Genomic DNA, 18768 nt, shown 5'->3' with positions numbered 1-18768 from the left:
TAGATTTTTGAGGGAGAGACTGAAATGAGTGATTGGGTCAAATGGCTCTTGCTAGGGCTGCTATCCATAGTGTTCGGCATCTTTGTGCTGGGTGCCCCGTATGTCGCATCCATAACCGTAACTTTGGTTACCGGTATTCTTTTGCTGGTATCCGGCGCACTTCAGGTTGTCGGAGGGTTCACGGTAGAAGGGGCAGGTAATAAAATCCTGTCTTTTGTCATGGGTGCCGTCATGCTGTTTCTCGGGTGGTCGTTTCTGGACAACCCACTAGAAGGTACGCTGACATTAGCCACCGTAGTTCTGATACTTTTCATGGCGGGTGGCATAGCGCGGATCATTCTCTCATTTCAGATGCGAGGAACCCAGTTCTTCTGGCCAACACTGATCTCAGGCATCTTGTCGATCATACTTGCAGGTATCATCTGGTCTTATGCAGCAGCGGAACCGACTGTTCTATTGCGCCTGCTGGGCATTCTGCTGGGCATCGAGATGCTGTTTAACGGTTTCGGCTTGGTCTTCATGGCGCTCTTCGTTAAGGGCGCACCCAACGAAACAACAGAAGCGAAAGAAGCTTAAACGCGGGGCACGGGGTCGGCCCTTTCCCGCAGGAGTGTGAAAATGGAAAAGTTTGACAAAGTCCACGGCGTGGCCGCCCCAATGCCACTGATCAATATCGACACAGATATGATCATTCCGAAAGTGCATCTAAAAACTATCAAACGGTCCGGCTTGGGAGTCGTCCTGTTTGACGAAATGCGGTACCACGACAACGGGCAGGAGAACGAAGATTTCGTTCTAAACAAACCCGCTTACCGTGAATCCGAAATCCTGGTTGCAGGCGATAACTTCGGCTGCGGGTCATCTCGCGAACATGCGCCTTGGGCAATCAAAGACTTTGGCATCAAGGTTGTGATTTCGACCAGCTTTGCCGACATCTTCTTTAACAACTGCTTCAAGAACGGCATTCTTCCAATTGTTGTCGGGGAAGAGCATCATGCGATCCTGATGGAAGACGCGCATAAGGGTGAAAACGCTCGCATGACCGTTCACCTGGAAGATCAACAGATCACCACATCGGACGGTGTGGTCATCGAGTTTGAAGTCGACCCACATCGCAAGCATTGCCTGCTGAACGGACTGGACGATATCGGCCTGACGATGGAAAAAGACCACCACATCGATAAGTTCGAAGATCATGCAAGTCAGGCGCGTCCCTGGGTCTGACGCTGAAGACGATTCTGTGGATACTCAACCTATCGGGGTCGCTTTCGCGACCCCGTTCGCATTCTTGGGGTCGGCTGGCAAGCAACCACAACATGTAGAGAACGAATGTTAATACACGTCGGATTTGCGTCAGAAATGATGCAAAGCCGCACCAGTTTTGCCATCTTTTTGCCCGAATGACAGTGTTTCCTGCCCCTTGGCTTGAGCAGATTGTTCATTGTCGCCACTGTTGACGGAAATGAGGCATCCGTCGGAAAAAAGAGCGGCGGTCACAAGTTGGAATTAAGTCGGCGTAGAATCGACTGATCCGGTTTGGAAGGGGTTCGGATAGTGATTGCACGCACAACGGGGGCGGCGATACGTGGGCTATTGGTGGCACTGCTGGTGCTCACTCCCGCGTTGTACCTCCCTGCATCTACACAAAACGGGACCGAGATCATCGTTTTTCTAGCGATTCTCGCGTTTATCCTGACTTTCTCGGAATATAATTCGGCGTTTCCAAGTCTAATCGAATTCCGCGATGCTCCGCCTATTAACAGGCTACGTTTTGTTGGCTTAATGACGATGGTGTTGTTCCTGACGCTGATCTGCAAGAATGCCTACACTCCGACCACGGTAACCAGTATTTTCTATTCGGTTGGGCTAATGGTCGCCGATGTCGCTGACTTCCCCTACTCGCCGGTACGTCTTGTTGTACTGATGCTTCCATCTGACGCGACCGCACCATTGGTAGAGCTTGTGCGTATTTCGGCAGGTGTCGCCTATGTCGCAGCATTGGTAACAATCGCCAGCTTCGCATATGCTGTGAAACTGCGCGGTTGGCCAACTGGCAATGGCGCATTCAATGTCTGGACAAATCTGCCACTATTCGACCCCACCAAGGGAGGCGACGTTGTTACACGATTGCAGCGGGACGGACGCCTGAACATTTCAATAGGAATTTTGCTTCCTTTCCTGATCCCCGCATTGATCAAATTGATGGCAGAATTCATCAACCCAATTGCCCTTAACAACCCTCAAACATTGATCTGGACGCTCAGCGCCTGGGCATTTTTACCTGCCAGCATGATCATGCGCGGCATGGCAACCCTGCGTATTGCCGGGTTGATCGTTGAAAAGCGCCGCGCCTACACCACCGCCGAGACAACTCAGACTGCATGATCCGTACACTTATTCTGTTGCTGCTTCCAGTTGCTGCACAGGCAGAAACTATACGGGTTGCTACCTATAACACTGAACTAAGTCGGGATGGACCCGGATTATTGTTGCGAGACATTCAGCGGGACAATCCGCAGGTCACGGCCGTTGTAGAGGTATTGTCGCAAACACGACCCGACATCATTGCCCTTCAAGGAATTGATTGGGATCTGGATGAACTCGCCCTTTCGAATCTGGCCGGTGCGCTGGCCAAAGTCGGAATGGACTATCCTTATCAATTCTCTGAACAACCCAATTCCGGGCTTGAAACAGCTTTTGATCTGGATGGTGACGGCTTGACCCACGGGCCCCGCGACGCACAGGGGTGGGGTCGGTTCACCGGTCAGGGTGGGTTAGCCGTGTTGTCAAGGTATCCGATCGATTTAGCCGCAACCAAAACTTATTCAGACCTTTTGTGGCGGGAATTACCGGACGCGATCCTGCCCAATGTCGATGGATCCCCATTTCCCTCACTCCAGGCGCAAACGGTTCAGAGGCTGTCTTCAACTGGGCATTGGGTGGTGCCGATCCTGACGCCTGGTGGTCCTTTGTCCCTAATGACCTTCCATGCAACGCCTCCGGTTTTCGATGGTCCAGAGGATCGCAACGGTTTGCGAAACCGGGATGAAATTCGGTTCTGGTCCCTTTTGTTGGACGGTGAATTTGGATCGGGACCCACAAACCGCTTTGTAATCGCGGGGGATGCCAATTTGGATCCAAACCTCGGCGACGGACACAAAACAGCAATTCAAGAATTGCTGTCTAACCCGCGAATTCAGGACCCTCAACCGGTCGATCAGCAAGGGTCATCGACTACGGTTTTCTGGGAAGGAATTGGTGAAAGACGCGTCGATTACGTCCTGCCATCGGCGGATTGGACTGTAGCGGACTCTGGTGTTTACTGGCCCGGGGCGGGACAAGGCAAGGCAGCGAGAACCGCGAGCCGACATCGGCTCGTCTGGGTTGATCTAAGTATTGACTAAGCTTCTGGTCAGTAGGTTTGGCCAGTTTACCCATGTTACCTTAGATTTTCCTTGGCATTGGCCTGAAGGTCTCATTGACCCATTGCCGTTCAAGCGCTAGGGCCATTGCGACGAAACGCAAGGAGACCCTCGATGTCCAACCCCTCGCTCCTCATCCTGCCCGGAGACGGAATTGGCCCCGAAGTTATGGCTGAAGTGCGCAAGATCATTGATTGGTTCGGCGCCAATCGCGGCCTGCAATTTGACGTCAACGAGGACTTAGTCGGCGGCGCAGCCTACGATGTCCATGGTAAGCCGTTGTCGGATGAAACAATGGCCAAGGCACAAGAAGTAGACGCGGTCTTACTTGGTGCCGTAGGCGGCCCTAAATATGACGACCTGGATTTTTCGGTCAAACCCGAGCGCGGCCTTCTTCGCCTGCGCAAAGAGATGGACTTATATTCCAACCTCCGCCCTGCACAGTGCTTTGACGCGTTGGCGGACTTTTCGTCGCTGAAAAAAGACGTGGTCGCGGGCTTGGATATCATGATCGTGCGCGAGTTGACTTCGGGTGTCTATTTTGGCGAGCCACGCGGTATATTCGAAGAAGGTAACGAGCGCGTAGGCATCAACACTCAGCGTTACACTGAGTCCGAGATCGAGCGGGCCGCGCGATCTGCGTTTGAACTGGCAATGCGCCGGAACAAAAAACTTTGCTCGATGGAAAAAGCCAACGTTATGGAGTCAGGTATTTTGTGGCGCGAGGTCGTGAACCGCGTGGCCAACGACTATCCCGAGGTCGAGCTGACTCATATGTATGCCGATAACGGCGCCATGCAGCTGGTGCGCGCGCCAAAACAGTTCGACGTCATCCTGACGGATAACCTGTTCGGTGACATCCTTTCTGACTGTGCCGCGATGCTGACGGGGTCATTAGGGATGCTACCGTCAGCCAGCCTTGGCGCTCCGATGGCGAACGGTCGGCCCAAAGCGCTTTATGAACCGGTTCACGGGTCAGCGCCGGATATCGCCGGTGAAGGCAAAGCTAACCCCATAGCATGTATCCTGAGCTTTGCCATGGCGCTTCGATACAGCTTTGATCAGGGCGCAGAGGCTGACCGACTGGAAGCTGCGGTTGAAAAAGTCCTTGCTGACGGCGTTCGCACGGGCGATCTGTTGGCCGACGAGGGGGTTCAGCCTGTTTCGACCACCGAAATGGGCGATGCCATCGTCAACTCACTGGACGAAAGCCTCTGAGACGGGCTTCAGGCGACACCTCGCATGTCGCCTGACCCTTTGGCGAAGGTCAGTTCCCACCGAAAATACTGTTCAGCAGGTTGTTGATGTCCTGCGCAAAGCCGCCCTGCTTTTTGCGTCGCGGTTGCTGAGGCTGCGCCGTGCGCACTGGTGCGTCAGGTTCCATCATGGGCAAGGGAGTGGGTGTCATCCCCTCGGTGACTCGCAACATGGTTTCTTTCCAAATCTCTGCAGGAAGACCTCCACCAGTGACGCCCGACAGAGGCGTGTTGTCGTCGTAGCCCATCCAAACACCCGCAACGTAATCTGCTGTGAACCCGATAAACCAGGCATCCCGTGCAGCCTGTGTCGTTCCCGTTTTTCCTGCGACCTGCCAACCCGGTAGTTTGGCGCGTTGCCCGGTACCCTCAGACACAACGCGCTCCATCATCCACGTCAGTTGCTTTGCTGCCTTGTCGTTGATGACCCGCTCGCCAATTCCCGTTGTTGTAACCATGACGGGGGATTCGTCGCCAAGTAGTTTCAATTCGGTCAATCCATAGGGTTCAACCGCCGAACCTCCGTTCAGAATCCCCGCATAGGCTCCAGTCATCTCGATCAGCGTACTTTCTGATGCGCCCAGCGCCAACGCTGGCCCTTGCGCCAGATCGCTGGCAATGCCGAATTCACTGGCGACTGTGCGGACGTTTTCGAGACCCGATATCTCCGCGACTTTCACCGCTGGAATATTCAACGAGTTCTTCAGCGCATCCGCCAAAGTAACCCTGCCGTAAAACTTATTGGTGTAGTTTTTTGGGCACCACTGACCTGATCCGGGAATGTTCACGCAATAAGGTTCGTCCACCACTGTATCCAACGGGGAATACCCCAACTCAAGGGCAGTGGCATATACAAACGGTTTGAACGATGACCCTGTTTGACGCAGCGCCTGAGTAGCACGGTTGAACGCTCCGGAAATCCTTGTCTTTCGGCCACCAACCATTGCACGTACGGCGCCATCCGCGGACATGACGACAATTGCGGCTTGGGCTTCTGACCCGTCGCGCACCTTCTCCTGAAAAATGAACTGCAAAGCTTCTTCGGCTGACTGTTGCAGGCGCTGATCCAACGTAGTTCGGATTACAACATCTTCGGTAGTGTTTCGCGTAAAGAATTCGGGCCCACTAGCCATGACCCAATCAGCAAAATATCCGCCCGCGCGCGCCGCCGCTGCCTCGGACAGTTCCGCAGGTCTGCTGCGGGCCTCGCTGGCCTGAGCGGACGTCAAATAGCCCTGAGCTTCCATCAGGCCGACGACAAGTCGCGCCCGATCCTGCGAACGTTTCAAACTGTTTGTTGGTGCATACCGCGTGGGGGCAACCAAAAGGCCCGCCAACATCGCCGCTTCGGCAGGACTCACTTCGGCGGCCGATTTTCCAAAGTATCGCTGGCCGGCAGCTTCGAAACCGCGGGCGCCAGCGCCCAGAAACGCGCGGTTCAGATAAATGGTCAGAATTTCGTCTTTGGAATATTTTACCTCCATGGCCATAGCGTAAATTGCCTCTTTGGCCTTTCGCCACAGAGATCCCCTCCGGCAATCAGCCTCATACGCAGCTTCGGATTCCCAATCTTCGGGCGTATATGGTACGCCAAGGCACAACAATTTGGCGGTCTGTTGCGTGATGGTTGAACCGCCATGTCCTGACAGTGGCCCTCGACCTTCGCTCAGGTTGATACGTACCGCACTGGCTATACCACGCGGGCTTACGCCCAAATGGCGGTAGAAGCGCTTATCCTCGGTCGCGATCACAGCATTTTTTAGATGCGGAGAGACGGTGTCCGCTGTAATCACCCCACCAAATTGGTCCCCGCGCCATGCAAAGACATTACCGTCGCGATCCAGCAGCGTGACCGACCCTCTGGCACGCCCGTCGAACAATTCATCGACGTCTGGAAGTGTTGAGTAGACCACACCTACTGCGAGAGCCAGCAACAAGGCAGCGATAGCGCCGACTCGCCAAGTCAAACCCCAGATTAGACGTAGCATCCAGCGGAACAGTCGGCGAAAAATACCACCGCCTTTCCCACCCGAACCTTTCCGCTTTGTCTTACGAGCGGTCTTGCGCGTCGCGGTTTTGCGCGCAGTCGATTTTTTCCCCGCCGGCTTTGCAGACCGCTTCGCCGACGCGGGTTTGCGCCCTTTCGATGGGTACCTTCTGTCCGCAACCAATGGTTTCTTTCGGCGCTTGGACTCAGTCATGCTCAAACTCTGCCCGATATTGCTTTTGCGCCACCTTACCTTGGTGACGCAGCTATGTAGAGGTCAGAATTTCGGGATTTTTCTCTTCCTATTTCGCCTAATTTTTAATCAAATATTACAATTTGTGCAAAAATTGTGCGTCTTCTGATGGAATCCCTCAGTCTTAACTCCCCGAAATCGTTCCTATAGGCGCGTTGTCACGCTCTTTTTCTGCAGGTGCAAACAAACCGGTCCTACCGGAAGCAGAGGGGAAAGACGTGAAACTCATCATTGCGACAATCAAGCCGTTCAAGCTCGAGGAGGTGCGAGAAGCACTGACCGAGGCGGGGGTGCGCGGCATGATGGTGACCGAAATTAAGGGCTTCGGCTCGCAATCGGGTCACACCGAAATTTACCGCGGGGCCGAATATGCCGTGAACTTCGTTCCGAAGATCAAACTGGAGCTCGTGGTTCCCGCAACCATGGCTGACCAGATTGTCGAGACAATCACCAACACCGCAAAAACCGGAAAGATCGGAGACGGCAAGATTTTCGTCCTCGATGTCGAGCAGGCACTGCGCGTGCGGACCGGGGAAACCAACGAGGACGCGCTGTAAGCCGCGCCAATCCGTAAAAGGACAGAGAACAGATGAAACTGAACCGAATTCTACCTACAGCTGCCGTGCTGATAGCTTTTCCCGCGGCCGCATTTGCCAATGATCCGCCATCTTCTATGGAGGATGTTGGCTATATCTTTACCACTCTGCTGTTCCTGATGGCCGGCTTTTTGGTATTCTTTATGGCTGCAGGCTTTGCCATGCTCGAAGGCGGGCTGGTACGCTCTAAGAATGTTGCCATGCAGATGATCAAAAACGTGGCGCTGTTTTCTTTCGCAGCGATCATGTACTGGCTCATCGGCTTTAATCTGATGTATCCCGGCGACGGCTGGACAATTTCCGGGTGGCTCGGCCCATTCTTTTCGACGACGACACTTGATCCCGTTGGCGTCGGTCCGGATGCAGCAGCGCTGGATTATGCATCAATCGGATCAGATTTCTTCTTCCAGCTGGTCTTTGTAGCTGCAACCGCATCGATCGTATCTGGTGCCGTCGCTGAAAGAATTAAGCTTTGGCCTTTCCTGGTCTTTGTCATCATTCTAACTGGCGTTCTGTATCCGATTTCGGGATCCTGGCAGTGGGGTGGCGGCTGGTTGTCCGAAGCCGGTTTCTCAGACTTTGCAGGGTCTACAGTCGTGCACTCGGTAGGCGGCTGGGCAGCTTTGGCAGGCGTCATCGTTCTCGGCCCACGGATTGGCAAGTACAAGGACGGCAAGGTTCACCCGATTCCTGGCTCAAACCTCGCGCTGGCCACTTTGGGCACGTTCATTTTGTGGCTGGGTTGGTTCGGCTTTAACGGCGGTTCTCAGCTGGCAATGGGTACTGTAGGCGATGTCTCAGACGTCTCGCGTATTTTTGCCAACACCAATATGGCCGCAGCAGCTGGTGCAGTTGCAGCCCTTATCCTGTCGCAAGTAATGTACAAAAAGCCTGACCTTACCATGGTGCTGAACGGCGCACTGGCCGGTCTGGTTTCAATCACCGCAGAACCATTGGCCCCAACCCTGTTCGGAGCACTTTGGATCGGCGCAGTTGGCGGAATCATCGTTGTACTCACCATTCCAATGCTGGATAAGTTTCAGTTGGACGACGTTGTGGGTGCGATCCCGGTTCACCTGTTTGCCGGTATCTGGGGCACCATCGCCGTAATCTTCTACGGTGACGCAAGCCTCGGAACGCAGCTTATGGGCATCATTGCCTACGGTGTCTTCACCTTCGTCGGAGCGCTGATCCTGTGGAGCATTCTAAAAGCCACAATGGGCATCCGAATCAGTGAAGAAGATGAGATCAACGGTCTCGATATGGCTGAACTTGGTATGGAAGCCTATCCGGAATTCTCCAAAGGCTAAGCCGCAATTCAATAGCCTAACGAAGCCGGGCGTTCGCGCCCGGTTTTCTTTTGGGTCCTGCCTTGCGCCTGATCGGTTGACTCGGAGATAACACTTTTATCAGTCTTCAAAGAAGACTGTGCAGGTTTCAGCGAGTGCACCATGAAGACAATTGGAATTCTCGGAGGTATGTCCGCCGCTTCGACTCAAATCTACTACCAAACCCTCTGCGACCTAACGCGACAACGCCTTGGCGGGTTACACTCGCCTGAGTTGCTGATCCGGTCTCTTGATTTCGCCGTTATCGAAGCTTTGCAAGCAGGTGGCGATTGGGAGGTCGCCGGGCGAGTCCTCAATCGCGAAGCTATAGCACTGGAACAAGGTGGCGCTGACTTTCTTATTCTTGCAACCAATACGATGCATAAGTTGGCCGAGCAAATGATGACAGGTGTCTCAATTCCCCTGTTGCATATCGCCGACGCGACAGCTCGAGCCATACAATCTGAGGGTCTGAAATTTCCTGGTTTGATGGCTACTTCGTTCACCATGCAGCAACACTTCTACACCGATCGCCTGATCGCAGGTGGTTTAGCGCCCATTCTGCCTAATCCCCAGGACCAGGAAACAACCCACCGCATCATCTACGATGAGCTTTGCAAAGGCATCGTGACAGACGATAGCCGAGAGATCTTCATAAGTATTGCTCAACGGCTGCATAATGCGGGAGCTGATTGTCTAATCCTCGGTTGCACCGAAGTGGGCATGTTGTTGGACACCAGCAACGTGCCTTGCCCCTTGTTCGACACGACGCAAATCCATTGCGAATTAGCATTGGAATTGGCGCTGAACTGAGGCTCAGACTCCAACTTCGACGATTGCCTTGGCCAAAATTGGAACTGTCGCAGCGTTAAGGCCAGCAATGTTCAGACGGCTGTCACCAACCATATATATGCCGTGATCTTTCCTGAGCTTCTCAACCAGTTCCGGCGCAGCCCCCAGACGTGAGAACATGCCCCGATGCTGGGCGATGAACCCAAAGCGATCAGACCCGCTAAAGCGCTGCAGTTCGTCAGCAAGTTGCCGACGCAAACCAAGCATGGAAAGGCGAACGTCTTCTAGCTCGGCGAACCAGTCTGCTCGCAAGGTTTCATCATTCAGTATCGTTGTTACCACACGCGCACCGTGATCCGGTGGGAACGAATAATTCTGCCGATTCAAAAACGCCAATGTCGCCTGATTCAAAGCTGTCTGAGCTGGGTCGTCACTGACCGCCATTAACAGACCGGTACGTTCGCGGTAGATACCGAAGTTTTTCGAGCAGGACGCAGCAATCAAGCAACGCTTGACCGAAGAGGCCACCAGGCGTGTCGCTTGCGCGTCCTCTTCCAGACCATCGCCAAACCCTTGATACGCAATATCTATCATCGCAACCAGGCCGAGGTCATTGATGACGTTTACAACCTCCTGCCATTGCACCAAGTTCAGGTTTGCTCCAGTCGGATTGTGACAACAACCGTGTAGCAGAACCACGTCGCCTGCTTTTGCAGTCTTGAGGTCTGTGATCATACCATCAAAGTCGACGCCACGTGTTGCGTCGTCGAAATAGCGGTAAGGTACAACTTCAATTCCCAGATAGCTCAGAATCGAAAGGTGGTTTGGCCAGGTCGGGTCAGATACGAAAACGCGGGCAGAAGGGTTGGCCATACGGATCATTTCGAACGCCTGGCGGCAAGCGCCGGTCCCACCAGGCGTAGCGACCGCAGCGATGTTTCCACGGGGAACGGAGGACCCCAAAATCAAATCGATCATCACATCTGCATAGGCCGGATCACCCGCGAGACCGGTATAGGCCTTTGTCTCTTGTTCTTCCAAAATTCGCCGTTCGGCTGCCTTTACAGCCCTCATGACTGGTGTGATGCCCTCAGCGTTCTTGTACACGCCTACACCCAGGTCGATCTTATGATCGCGTGGGTCCTCGCGGTACATTTGCATCAACGCCAGAATCTTATCGGCAGGCTGTGGTTTGAGGTTCTCGAACATCACTTCTCTCCGGTTGCGACGGGCAGGGTCGGGAATGCGCCCCATTCGGCCCACGAGCCGTCATATAAAGAGTGGTCTTTCTTACCCATGCGCTCCAGCGCAAGGCTAAGGATCGCGGCGGTTACACCCGACCCGCAGGATGTGATTGCCGGTTTAGAAAGATCTACGCCAGCAGCCTCGAATACCGCTCGGCATTCGTCCGGGGATTTCATTGTGCCGTCCTTGTTCAGCAGGTTGCCAAAGGGCACGTTGCGCGAACCGGGTATGTGACCAGAACGCAAGCCTTCGCGCGGCTCTGTCCCTGTTCCGGCAAACCTGTCAGCGGAACGCGCGTCTATGATTTCGTGATCGTCCAACTTCGCCGCAGCAGATACCTGCGTCACGTCGCGCACAAGATGGTTTTGAACCCTCACTGTCATGTGCCGGTCACGAATGACCGGCGGCAAGTCTTCAACCTCACGTCCCTCGGCCAGCCATTTGGGCAGACCTCCATCCAACACTGCGATATTTTCTTGGCCCATCAGACGGAACAACCACCAAACCCGCGCAGCAGACATCAGCCCGAACCCGTCGTAGACCACTACTTGATGTCCATCGCCCACGCCCATTGCACGCAAGCGAGACATGAATTTTTCCACCGGCGGCGCCATGTGAGGCAGATCGGAACGGTGGTCAGAAATTTCGTCAATGTCAAAAAAACGCGCACCGGGAATATGCCCTGCGTCATATTCAGCTTTCGCGTCCCTCTGCTGTTTAGGCAGATACCACGAACCGTCCAGGATTCTAAGATCCGGGTCTTTCATGTGGGTGGCAAGCCATTCCGTAGAAACGAGGGTTTTCGGATCGTCCTGCATCAAAGCCTCCCTTAACGCGCAGAGTTTCCCTATACGCGGCAGGTTAAGGGTTCAAGGCTGGAAGCGTCTATTCTGCCCTTTGACGCAACCTGAAATGCTGGATTATCCCAATCAAACTGATGATGATCCAGAACCCTTCGATAAGCATCGACGCAAGGTTGAAGTTGTACAGCAGCGAATAAACAATCAACCCGGACCCCAAAAGGTTGACTACGGGGAAAATAAGGTCCTCGGAATTCAATAGCCGAACTTGGGTTGCAAAATACGCAGCAACAACGACCAACGCACCGATTGAGCCGATCGCGTCTGCCAGAGTAAGCGCTTCAAGGAGTGCTTCCATTACAATTACCGCCAGTTTTTTTGCTTGAGTTAACTAACCGAAGCCAACACAGCTGGCTGGGCATAGTGGTGCATATTCAGAAATGTGGTGCCGTCTTCGCCCGCTCGATATCCGTGAGGCAGGTCTGCAGGAAACCGCAGGCCCTCACCTGCATGCAGTGGCACCCATTCACCGTCGCGCAAAACTTCAAGCATTCCTTCCAGCACAAACACTTCTTCTGTCACTCCTAGGGCATGAGCCGGTGACTCGTGACACTGGTTGGGCGAAAGCGCGACATGAAAGGTTTCGGCGCCAAGTTCAGGATCAAAAGGAAAAACGATCTTAACTTTGATGCTGCCTGGAAATGTCACTGTGCGAAACACACTGTCATCTGTCGGATCACGAGAAGCTGTTGTTCCGATCAGCGCGCTCAGTGGCAGTTGAAATCCCTTTGCGATCTTCCACAAGGTGGCAATGGTCGGGCTGGATTCACCTCGTTCGATCTGACCAAGCATCGCCTTGCTGACCCCGGTCAGGTCGGCTGCTTTCGAAAGGCTTAGACCTGACGCCGCTCGCACATCCCTAAGTTTAAGGGTGATTTCATCCGATTCCATTTCAGCGCCTTGCGATTTCACTTGTGCGTTATAACGCACATGTGGTACGTGCGCTATAACATACAATCTCAGATACCGCATGCAGGGCAAAAGGGAAACAGTATCATGCCATTGTACCGATCCAGAACTTCTACCCATGGCCGCAATATGGCCGGCGCGCGCGGTCTATGGCGTGCGACTGGTATGGGAGACGACGATTTCGGCAAACCGATCATCGCCATCGTGAATTCGTTCACCCAGTTCGTGCCGGGTCACGTCCATCTGAAGGATCTGGGCCAGATGGTTGCGCGCGAAGTCGAAGCCGCTGGCGGGGTCGCGAAAGAGTTCAACACTATCGCTGTCGATGACGGTATCGCGATGGGTCACGATGGAATGCTGTATTCGCTGCCTTCTCGAGAAGTTATCGCGGACAGCGTCGAATACATGGTCAATGCCCATTGCGCGGACGCGATGGTCTGTATCTCGAACTGTGACAAGATCACTCCGGGCATGCTTATGGCAGCAATGCGACTTAACATTCCAGCGATCTTCGTTTCGGGTGGTCCGATGGAAGCCGGTAAGATCGACATCGCCGATCTGGACGTCAAGAAGATTGACCTCGTCGATGCAATGGTTGCCGCTGCGGATGATAAGTACACCGATGAAGAGGTGAAACATATCGAGGAAAACGCATGCCCTACTTGCGGCTCATGCTCCGGAATGTTTACCGCCAACTCGATGAACTGTCTGGCCGAAGCATTGGGTCTGGCCCTACCGGGCAACGGTTCGACACTTGCCACACATGCTGACCGAAAGAACCTCTTCCTTGAGGCCGGACGTCGGATCGTTGAAATCACCAAGCGGCATTATGAGCTTGACGAGAAAGGGTTTCTGCCCCGCGAGATCGCCACTTTCAAAGCATTCGAAAATGCGATGAGTCTTGATATCGCCATGGGTGGTTCAACGAATACCGTTCTGCACCTATTGGCAATTGCGCACGAGGGCGAAGTCCACTTCACCATGAGCGACATGGACCATCTCAGCCGCAAAGTGCCTTGTCTGTGTAAGGTCGCACCGAACACTGAAAACGTTCACATGGAAGACGTTCACCGTGCGGGCGGAATATTCTCAATCCTAGGAGAACTCAGCCGAGCAGGATTGATTCACGAAGAATGCAGCACGGTCCACTCTGCGACGATGGGCGAAGCGATTGCCAACTGGGACATCAAGATTGCCAACAACCCTAAGGCGCAAGAGTTGTTCAAAGCCGCGCCCGGAGGCGTACGCACGACACAGGCTTTCAGCCAATCAAACCGCTATAAGGAGTTGGATGTTGACCGCGAGAACGGAGTAATCCGATCCAAAGAACACGCGTTCAGCCAAGACGGCGGTCTGGCAGTCCTTTTCGGCAATATCGCCCGCGAAGGGTGTATCGTTAAAACAGCAGGCGTCGACAAACACATTTTGAAATTCACAGGCACGGCCTACGTTTGCGAAAGTCAGGATCAGGCGGTCAATGACATCTTAACAGGCAAGGTCAAGGAGGGTGACGTGGTCGTCATCCGTTACGAAGGACCGCGTGGCGGGCCTGGAATGCAGGAGATGCTCTACCCGACCTCATACCTGAAATCCAAGGGCTTGGGCAAAGCCTGCGCATTGCTCACCGACGGGCGTTTCTCGGGAGGTACCTCGGGGCTTTCCATCGGGCATGTATCGCCCGAAGCTGCAGAAGGCGGTGAAATCGGACTCGTCAACAACGGTGACACGATCGAAATTGATATCCCCAATCGAACTATTCATCTGGCAGTTTCTGACGAAGAGCTAGCAGAACGCCGGGAAGCTCAGGAAGAACTGGGATGGCGGCCTGCGGAGCCACGCAAGCGTAAGGTTTCGACTGCATTGAAAGCGTACGCAAAGCTAACGACCAGCGCAGCGAAAGGTGCTGTGCGCCAGGTTTGATCGCGGCTGAAAGCAAAACCCGTCATCAGCTGTTGGTCACGACAATGGCACACCTGATTAAAGGAATGGTTCGGCGCGATTCAGAGTGCCGGACCAAAAAGTAGCTTGTAGTAAAAGGAATGCGCAGGACGAGCGTAGTGCGTCTTTCAATCGCCCAATTTGGCGTGGACCTCGTCCAAATCAATCTCAGATACCGGCATCTTATTGCTCGGGTTCTCAAAATCATATTTGAATAATTCAAAATCCTGTTTGTAGATTTCATAGACAAGGTGCATCGATAAATCGTCAAAGTAGTCTTCGACCGGATGTGCCCGTTTGGGGCCGTGACCCTCGGATTCGTTAAAACGCGGAATCTCGGACAGCGTCACTTGATGCTTCGTTTCCAGGTGGTTGAGAACATCCTGCATGCCGTCGTTGAATTTCTCGGTCCAAAATATGCGATCATATCGGCCTCCATTTGCTATTAGGGTCGAGACGTGCCCTGACATGGCAGACCAATGAATATCAGGATCCATCGGTCGGCGCCAAAGGATCGTATCTCGAGCAAAGAGTAGAAACCTGCGAAAGCTGGCAATTTGATCGAAATCTCCTTTGCCGTCCTCACCACCAACTTCGATCCCGTAGTTGTAGATCAACGTTGGAACCAGATTACCGCGGTAACGTTTCCCGTTTCGCTGAATGCCGCAAATCTTGTCAAAAAATGAACTCAGGATGCGGGTATATGGGTTTCGAACGCAAGTGAACGTATACGAACCGTGAGACCGTACGTTTCGGGTGATCAAACCCTTGCTTTCGTCAAAGGCCCATTTGTGTAATCCGCTCGTCGCATCGTGTATATCGCCTTCAAAGAATTTGCCGTGATCCGAATAAAACATGATCTGGCCAATCGTCGAGCAGGCGCATTTAGGCACAACTCGGTAGACCATACTTTGGCTCTCGGTCATCCATGTTCCGGGAAAACCCATCGACTGCGCCTCCTCTGCCGGTCGCGTCTTAGAACGACACCCCCGCATTTGAAATCAAAGAACCAAAAATATTCTGTTTATTCAATCGTTCATCATAAGTATCACGGTTGCAAACAGGCAGAAACGGAATTTGCGGAAGTCCAATGGCAAAGATTGCCTTCATCCTTTTGTGCCATAAAAACCCCGATGCGATCATCGCGCAGGCCAATCAACTGACTGCCGCCGGCGATTGCATGGCAATCCACTTCGACGCGCGCTCGGGGCAAGCGGAGTATGAACGCCTGTTTGCTGCCTTGGCCGACAACCCAAACGTCACCTTCGCCGCAAAACGGGTTAAATGCGGTTGGGGGGCGTGGTCGCTGGTTCAGGCGACATTGAATGCTTTGCAGGCGGCGACCGAAGCATTCCCACGTGCCACGCATTTTTACATGCTGTCTGGTGACTGCATGGCGATCAAAACCGCCGAATACGCGCATCGCTTTTTGGATGATAATGATGCGGACTTCATTGAAAGCCACGATTTCTTTGAGAGCAATTGGATCAAGACCGGTATGAAAAAGGACCGGTTGATCTATCGGCATTACTTTAATGAGCGAACTCAGGCGGGACGGTTTTATGCAAGTTACGAGTTCCAGAAAAAGCTGGGCCTAACTCGCGATATCCCCCGAGATATTCAAGTTATGATCGGCAGTCAGTGGTGGTGCCTGCGTCGCCGGACGGTGGAGATGATCCAAAAGTTTCTGAACGACCGTCGCGACGTAGTCCGGTTCTTCTCCACAACGTGGATACCGGATGAAACCTTTTTTCAAACTTTGGTTCGCCACCTTATCCCAAAGGAAGAAATCGAAAACCGTACGCTGACATTTCTGATGTTTTCGGATTATGGGATGCCTGTCACATTTTATAACGACCATTATGACTTGCTGCTTCGTCAGGACTATTTGTTCGCCCGCAAGGTCAGCCCTCATGCCCAAGAACTAAAAGACCGATTGGGACAGCTGTACGCCGGCAAGGACGTAACATTTCAAATTTCGGATGAAGGTCGAAGTTTGCACCGCTTTCTGACCAATCGCGGACGCGTAGGTCGCCGATTTACCCAACGCTTTTGGGAAACGTCAAATACACTTGGGCCGGATCGGGATCTATATTTAGTTACTTGCAAAAAATGGCACGTGGCCAAGCGACTTGTGGATCAGATCAAGACAGAAACCGACCTTCCCTGCCTTCACTACGTATTCAACGAAGAGAACACTCCATTACCGGATCTGGGCGGGATTGAAACCACATTGGCGAAACGGTCCCGACACCGCCGTGCAGTTGTAAACATGCTTTACGACCATTTTCGGCGCGACAGGCTGGTATTGTGCGTCGACCCCGGCAGTATTGAGATCATCCGAGATTTCTGCGCCGACCAAGTCAAGCTGCACGTACTAAACATCGCCTGCGAGTTTTCCAACGACTACCTTGCGGGGCATGCCCTTCGGGTCGGCCTGATTGGCGAAAGCAGCCCAGTTGAGTCCGTGCAGCGGATTTTGCCGACTCTTCGCAACGAACTGTCTCACGAAGTCGAACAGATCCGATCAGCATCTAAGGAAGAGTATTTTCGTATCTCAGAATCACAGAACCGGGCCAACAGCGTCGCTGAGTTGGCCCGATTCTTGACAGTTTCTAATAAGAAAGCCGAAGCTATTTTGAGTTTGGACTACCTGTTCAGCGACTGAATGAAGAAATCAAATGTCGAATTTGACCCCTTGTGCCAAGGGTAACTCAGCAGAGTAGTTAACAGTGTTTGTCTGACGGCGCATATAGGCTTTCCATGCGTCGGAACCACTTTCTCGACCTCCTCCGGTTTCCTTTTCTCCGCCAAACGCTCCACCAATTTCAGCCCCTGACGGGCCGATGTTTACGTTTGCGATACCACAGTCAGATCCTGCCGCAGTCAGAAACTGCTCGGCCTCGCGCATGTTCAGGGTAAACACACAGGAGGACAGCCCCTGCGGGACATCATTTTGGAGATCGATGGCCTCAGAGAACTCATGGTAGCCCATAACGTAAAGGATCGGGGCAAAGGTTTCAGTTTTGACCGTCCGAGTTTGGCCTGGCATCTCGACAATTGCGGGTTCCATATAAACGCCAGCGGGTACACCCTCTGTCACGCGTTTACCCCCGAACACGATGCCGCCTTCGGCCTCGGCGGCGCTTAGAGCGGCTGTCATCGCAGCACCGGAGGCTTCGTCCACCAATGGCCCGACCAGTGTTCCTTCGCTCAGCGGATCGCCGATCGGCAGGCCGGAATATGCTTTCTTCAACCGAGCGACCAACTCATCTTTTATCGAGTTGTGAGCAATTAAACGGCGGAGCGAGGTACAACGTTGCCCAGCTGTGCCAACAGCAGAAAACACGACCGCCCGAACCGCCATTTCAAGATCGGCGGAAGGTCCGACGATCATAGCGTTATTTCCGCCCAACTCCAAAATGCATTTGCCGAACCGTTGAGCCACAACCGGCGCAACAGCGCGACCCATACGGGTGGATCCAGTGGCGGAAATAATCGGAACATCTTCGCTTGCGACCAGAGTTTCCCCTAAATCTGTTCCACCAATTACCGTTTGCAGCAGGCCGTCAGGCGCGTCGCCAAACCGAGCCAGCGCACGCTCGAAAACCCTCTGGCAGGCCATGGCGGTAAGTGGGGTTTTTTCAGACGGCTTCCAAATCACCGGGTTCCCGCAGACAAGGGCAATTGCGGCATTCCATGACCAAACGGCCACCGGAAAATTGAAGGCAGAGATGACACCAACCGGGCCAACCGGATGCCAAGTTTCCATCATTCGATGTCCGGGGCGTTCCGAAGCAATGGTCAGGCCGTACAATTGGCGCGACAAACCAACGGCAAAGTCGCAGATGTCGATCATCTCCTGCACCTCACCCTGCCCTTCAGAAGTAATCTTACCGACCTCCCAACTGACCAAGGCACCCAGATCGTTTTTAGCTGCACGCAGTTCCTCACCCAGCAGCCGTATCAACTCACCCCTTCGTGGAGCAGGTACAACGCGCCAATCACGAAAAGCTGCCTTTGAACGAGCAATGATAGCGCCCATCTCAGCCTTGGAGGTCTCGTTCACCGTGGCCAGCTGCCTTCCATCGATTGGGGAAGTCACACGCAAGGTTCCACCGCTTAAGTCAGCGGCCGTCAGATCCAGATTCGCCAAAACAGTGTCTACAGTCATCATGACAT

The 18768-nt window shown here is 53.5% G+C and carries 17 protein-coding genes; 10 read left to right on the top strand and 7 right to left on the bottom strand.

Going from position 1 to position 18768, the window contains the following annotated elements; all coding sequences use genetic code 11:
• The first annotated feature begins 24 nt into the window (after positions 1-24).
• The 5 genes from GOV45_RS03540 to leuB all read left to right on the top strand — a co-directional run bounded on the left by GOV45_RS03540 (position 25) and on the right by leuB (position 4640).
• Positions 25-576, top strand: coding sequence for an HdeD family acid-resistance protein (locus tag GOV45_RS03540; protein ID WP_170474282.1), 552 nt, complete (start codon positions 25-27; stop codon positions 574-576).
• 42 nt (positions 577-618) lie between these two features.
• Complete coding sequence (gene leuD / locus GOV45_RS03535; RefSeq protein ID WP_170474279.1) at positions 619-1224, top strand: 3-isopropylmalate dehydratase small subunit; 606 nt, start codon at positions 619-621, stop codon at positions 1222-1224.
• 330 nt (positions 1225-1554) lie between these two features.
• The gene (locus tag GOV45_RS03530; protein WP_170474277.1) at positions 1555-2385 is read left to right on the top strand and encodes a hypothetical protein; all 831 of its coding nucleotides are present in this window, start codon (positions 1555-1557) and stop codon (positions 2383-2385) included.
• Positions 2382-3404, top strand: a complete 1023-nt coding sequence (locus tag GOV45_RS03525; RefSeq protein ID WP_170474274.1) for an endonuclease/exonuclease/phosphatase family protein — start codon at positions 2382-2384, stop codon at positions 3402-3404. Before GOV45_RS03530 ends, GOV45_RS03525 begins: the two co-directional genes overlap by 4 nt.
• A 132-nt stretch (positions 3405-3536) precedes the next feature.
• Entirely contained in the window at positions 3537-4640 is a 1104-nt protein-coding gene (gene leuB, locus GOV45_RS03520) for a 3-isopropylmalate dehydrogenase (protein WP_170474271.1), read from the top strand.
• Positions 4641-4689: 49 nt separating this feature from the next.
• Here leuB and GOV45_RS03515 read toward each other — a convergent pair whose 3' ends face one another.
• Positions 4690-6879: a transglycosylase domain-containing protein gene (locus tag GOV45_RS03515; RefSeq protein WP_170474268.1), complete on the bottom strand. Its 2190-nt coding sequence runs from the start codon at positions 6877-6879 to the stop codon at positions 4690-4692.
• Between the two features lie 257 nt (positions 6880-7136).
• On the opposite strand from GOV45_RS03515, the gene GOV45_RS03510 reads away from it, so the two are divergent.
• From GOV45_RS03510 to GOV45_RS03500, 3 genes are all read left to right on the top strand, one after another.
• A complete protein-coding gene (locus GOV45_RS03510; protein WP_170474266.1) occupies positions 7137-7475 on the top strand; it encodes a P-II family nitrogen regulator in 339 nt (112 codons plus the stop codon).
• A gap of 32 nt (positions 7476-7507) precedes the next feature.
• Positions 7508-8824 (top strand): ammonium transporter, encoded by a 1317-nt coding sequence (locus GOV45_RS03505; protein WP_170474263.1) that lies wholly within the window; start codon positions 7508-7510, stop codon positions 8822-8824.
• Positions 8825-8965: 141 nt separating this feature from the next.
• The gene (locus GOV45_RS03500; RefSeq protein WP_170474262.1) at positions 8966-9655 is read left to right on the top strand and encodes an aspartate/glutamate racemase family protein; all 690 of its coding nucleotides are present in this window, start codon (positions 8966-8968) and stop codon (positions 9653-9655) included.
• Positions 9656-9658: 3 nt separating this feature from the next.
• On the opposite strand, the gene GOV45_RS03495 is transcribed toward GOV45_RS03500, so the two are convergent.
• From GOV45_RS03495 to GOV45_RS03480, 4 genes are all read right to left on the bottom strand, one after another.
• On the bottom strand, positions 9659-10843 hold the full coding sequence (locus GOV45_RS03495) for an aromatic amino acid transaminase (RefSeq protein ID WP_170474259.1): 1185 nt from the start codon (positions 10841-10843) through the stop codon (positions 9659-9661).
• Positions 10843-11697: a 3-mercaptopyruvate sulfurtransferase gene (sseA, locus tag GOV45_RS03490; RefSeq protein ID WP_170474257.1), complete on the bottom strand. Its 855-nt coding sequence runs from the start codon at positions 11695-11697 to the stop codon at positions 10843-10845. Before sseA ends, GOV45_RS03495 begins: the two co-directional genes overlap by 1 nt.
• A 67-nt stretch (positions 11698-11764) precedes the next feature.
• Positions 11765-12037: a CBU_0592 family membrane protein gene (locus GOV45_RS03485; protein WP_170474254.1), complete on the bottom strand. Its 273-nt coding sequence runs from the start codon at positions 12035-12037 to the stop codon at positions 11765-11767.
• A 29-nt stretch (positions 12038-12066) separates the two neighbouring features.
• Complete coding sequence (locus GOV45_RS03480) at positions 12067-12630, bottom strand: helix-turn-helix domain-containing protein (protein WP_170475368.1); 564 nt, start codon at positions 12628-12630, stop codon at positions 12067-12069.
• Between the two features lie 105 nt (positions 12631-12735).
• Between GOV45_RS03480 and ilvD the strand changes: the two genes are divergently transcribed.
• On the top strand, positions 12736-14568 hold the full coding sequence (gene ilvD, locus GOV45_RS03475) for a dihydroxy-acid dehydratase (protein WP_170474251.1): 1833 nt from the start codon (positions 12736-12738) through the stop codon (positions 14566-14568).
• Between the two features lie 146 nt (positions 14569-14714).
• Here ilvD and GOV45_RS03470 read toward each other — a convergent pair whose 3' ends face one another.
• The gene (locus tag GOV45_RS03470) at positions 14715-15533 is read right to left on the bottom strand and encodes a sulfotransferase family protein (RefSeq protein ID WP_170474248.1); all 819 of its coding nucleotides are present in this window, start codon (positions 15531-15533) and stop codon (positions 14715-14717) included.
• 143 nt (positions 15534-15676) lie between these two features.
• Here GOV45_RS03470 and GOV45_RS03465 point away from each other — a divergent pair, with 143 nt between their 5' ends.
• Positions 15677-17254: a DUF5928 domain-containing protein gene (locus tag GOV45_RS03465; RefSeq protein ID WP_170474245.1), complete on the top strand. Its 1578-nt coding sequence runs from the start codon at positions 15677-15679 to the stop codon at positions 17252-17254.
• Between the two features lie 9 nt (positions 17255-17263).
• On the opposite strand, the gene amaB is transcribed toward GOV45_RS03465, so the two are convergent.
• Complete coding sequence (amaB, locus tag GOV45_RS03460) at positions 17264-18760, bottom strand: L-piperidine-6-carboxylate dehydrogenase (RefSeq protein WP_437436509.1); 1497 nt, start codon at positions 18758-18760, stop codon at positions 17264-17266.
• Positions 18761-18768: the final 8 nt, after the last annotated feature.

Source organism: Ruegeria arenilitoris, from assembly GCF_013035425.1.
Taxonomy (GTDB): Bacteria; Pseudomonadota; Alphaproteobacteria; order Rhodobacterales; family Rhodobacteraceae; genus Ruegeria; species Ruegeria arenilitoris_A.
The sequence above is the reverse complement of the archived record's forward strand: the minus strand, read 5'-3'. Positions and strand labels throughout refer to the sequence as shown.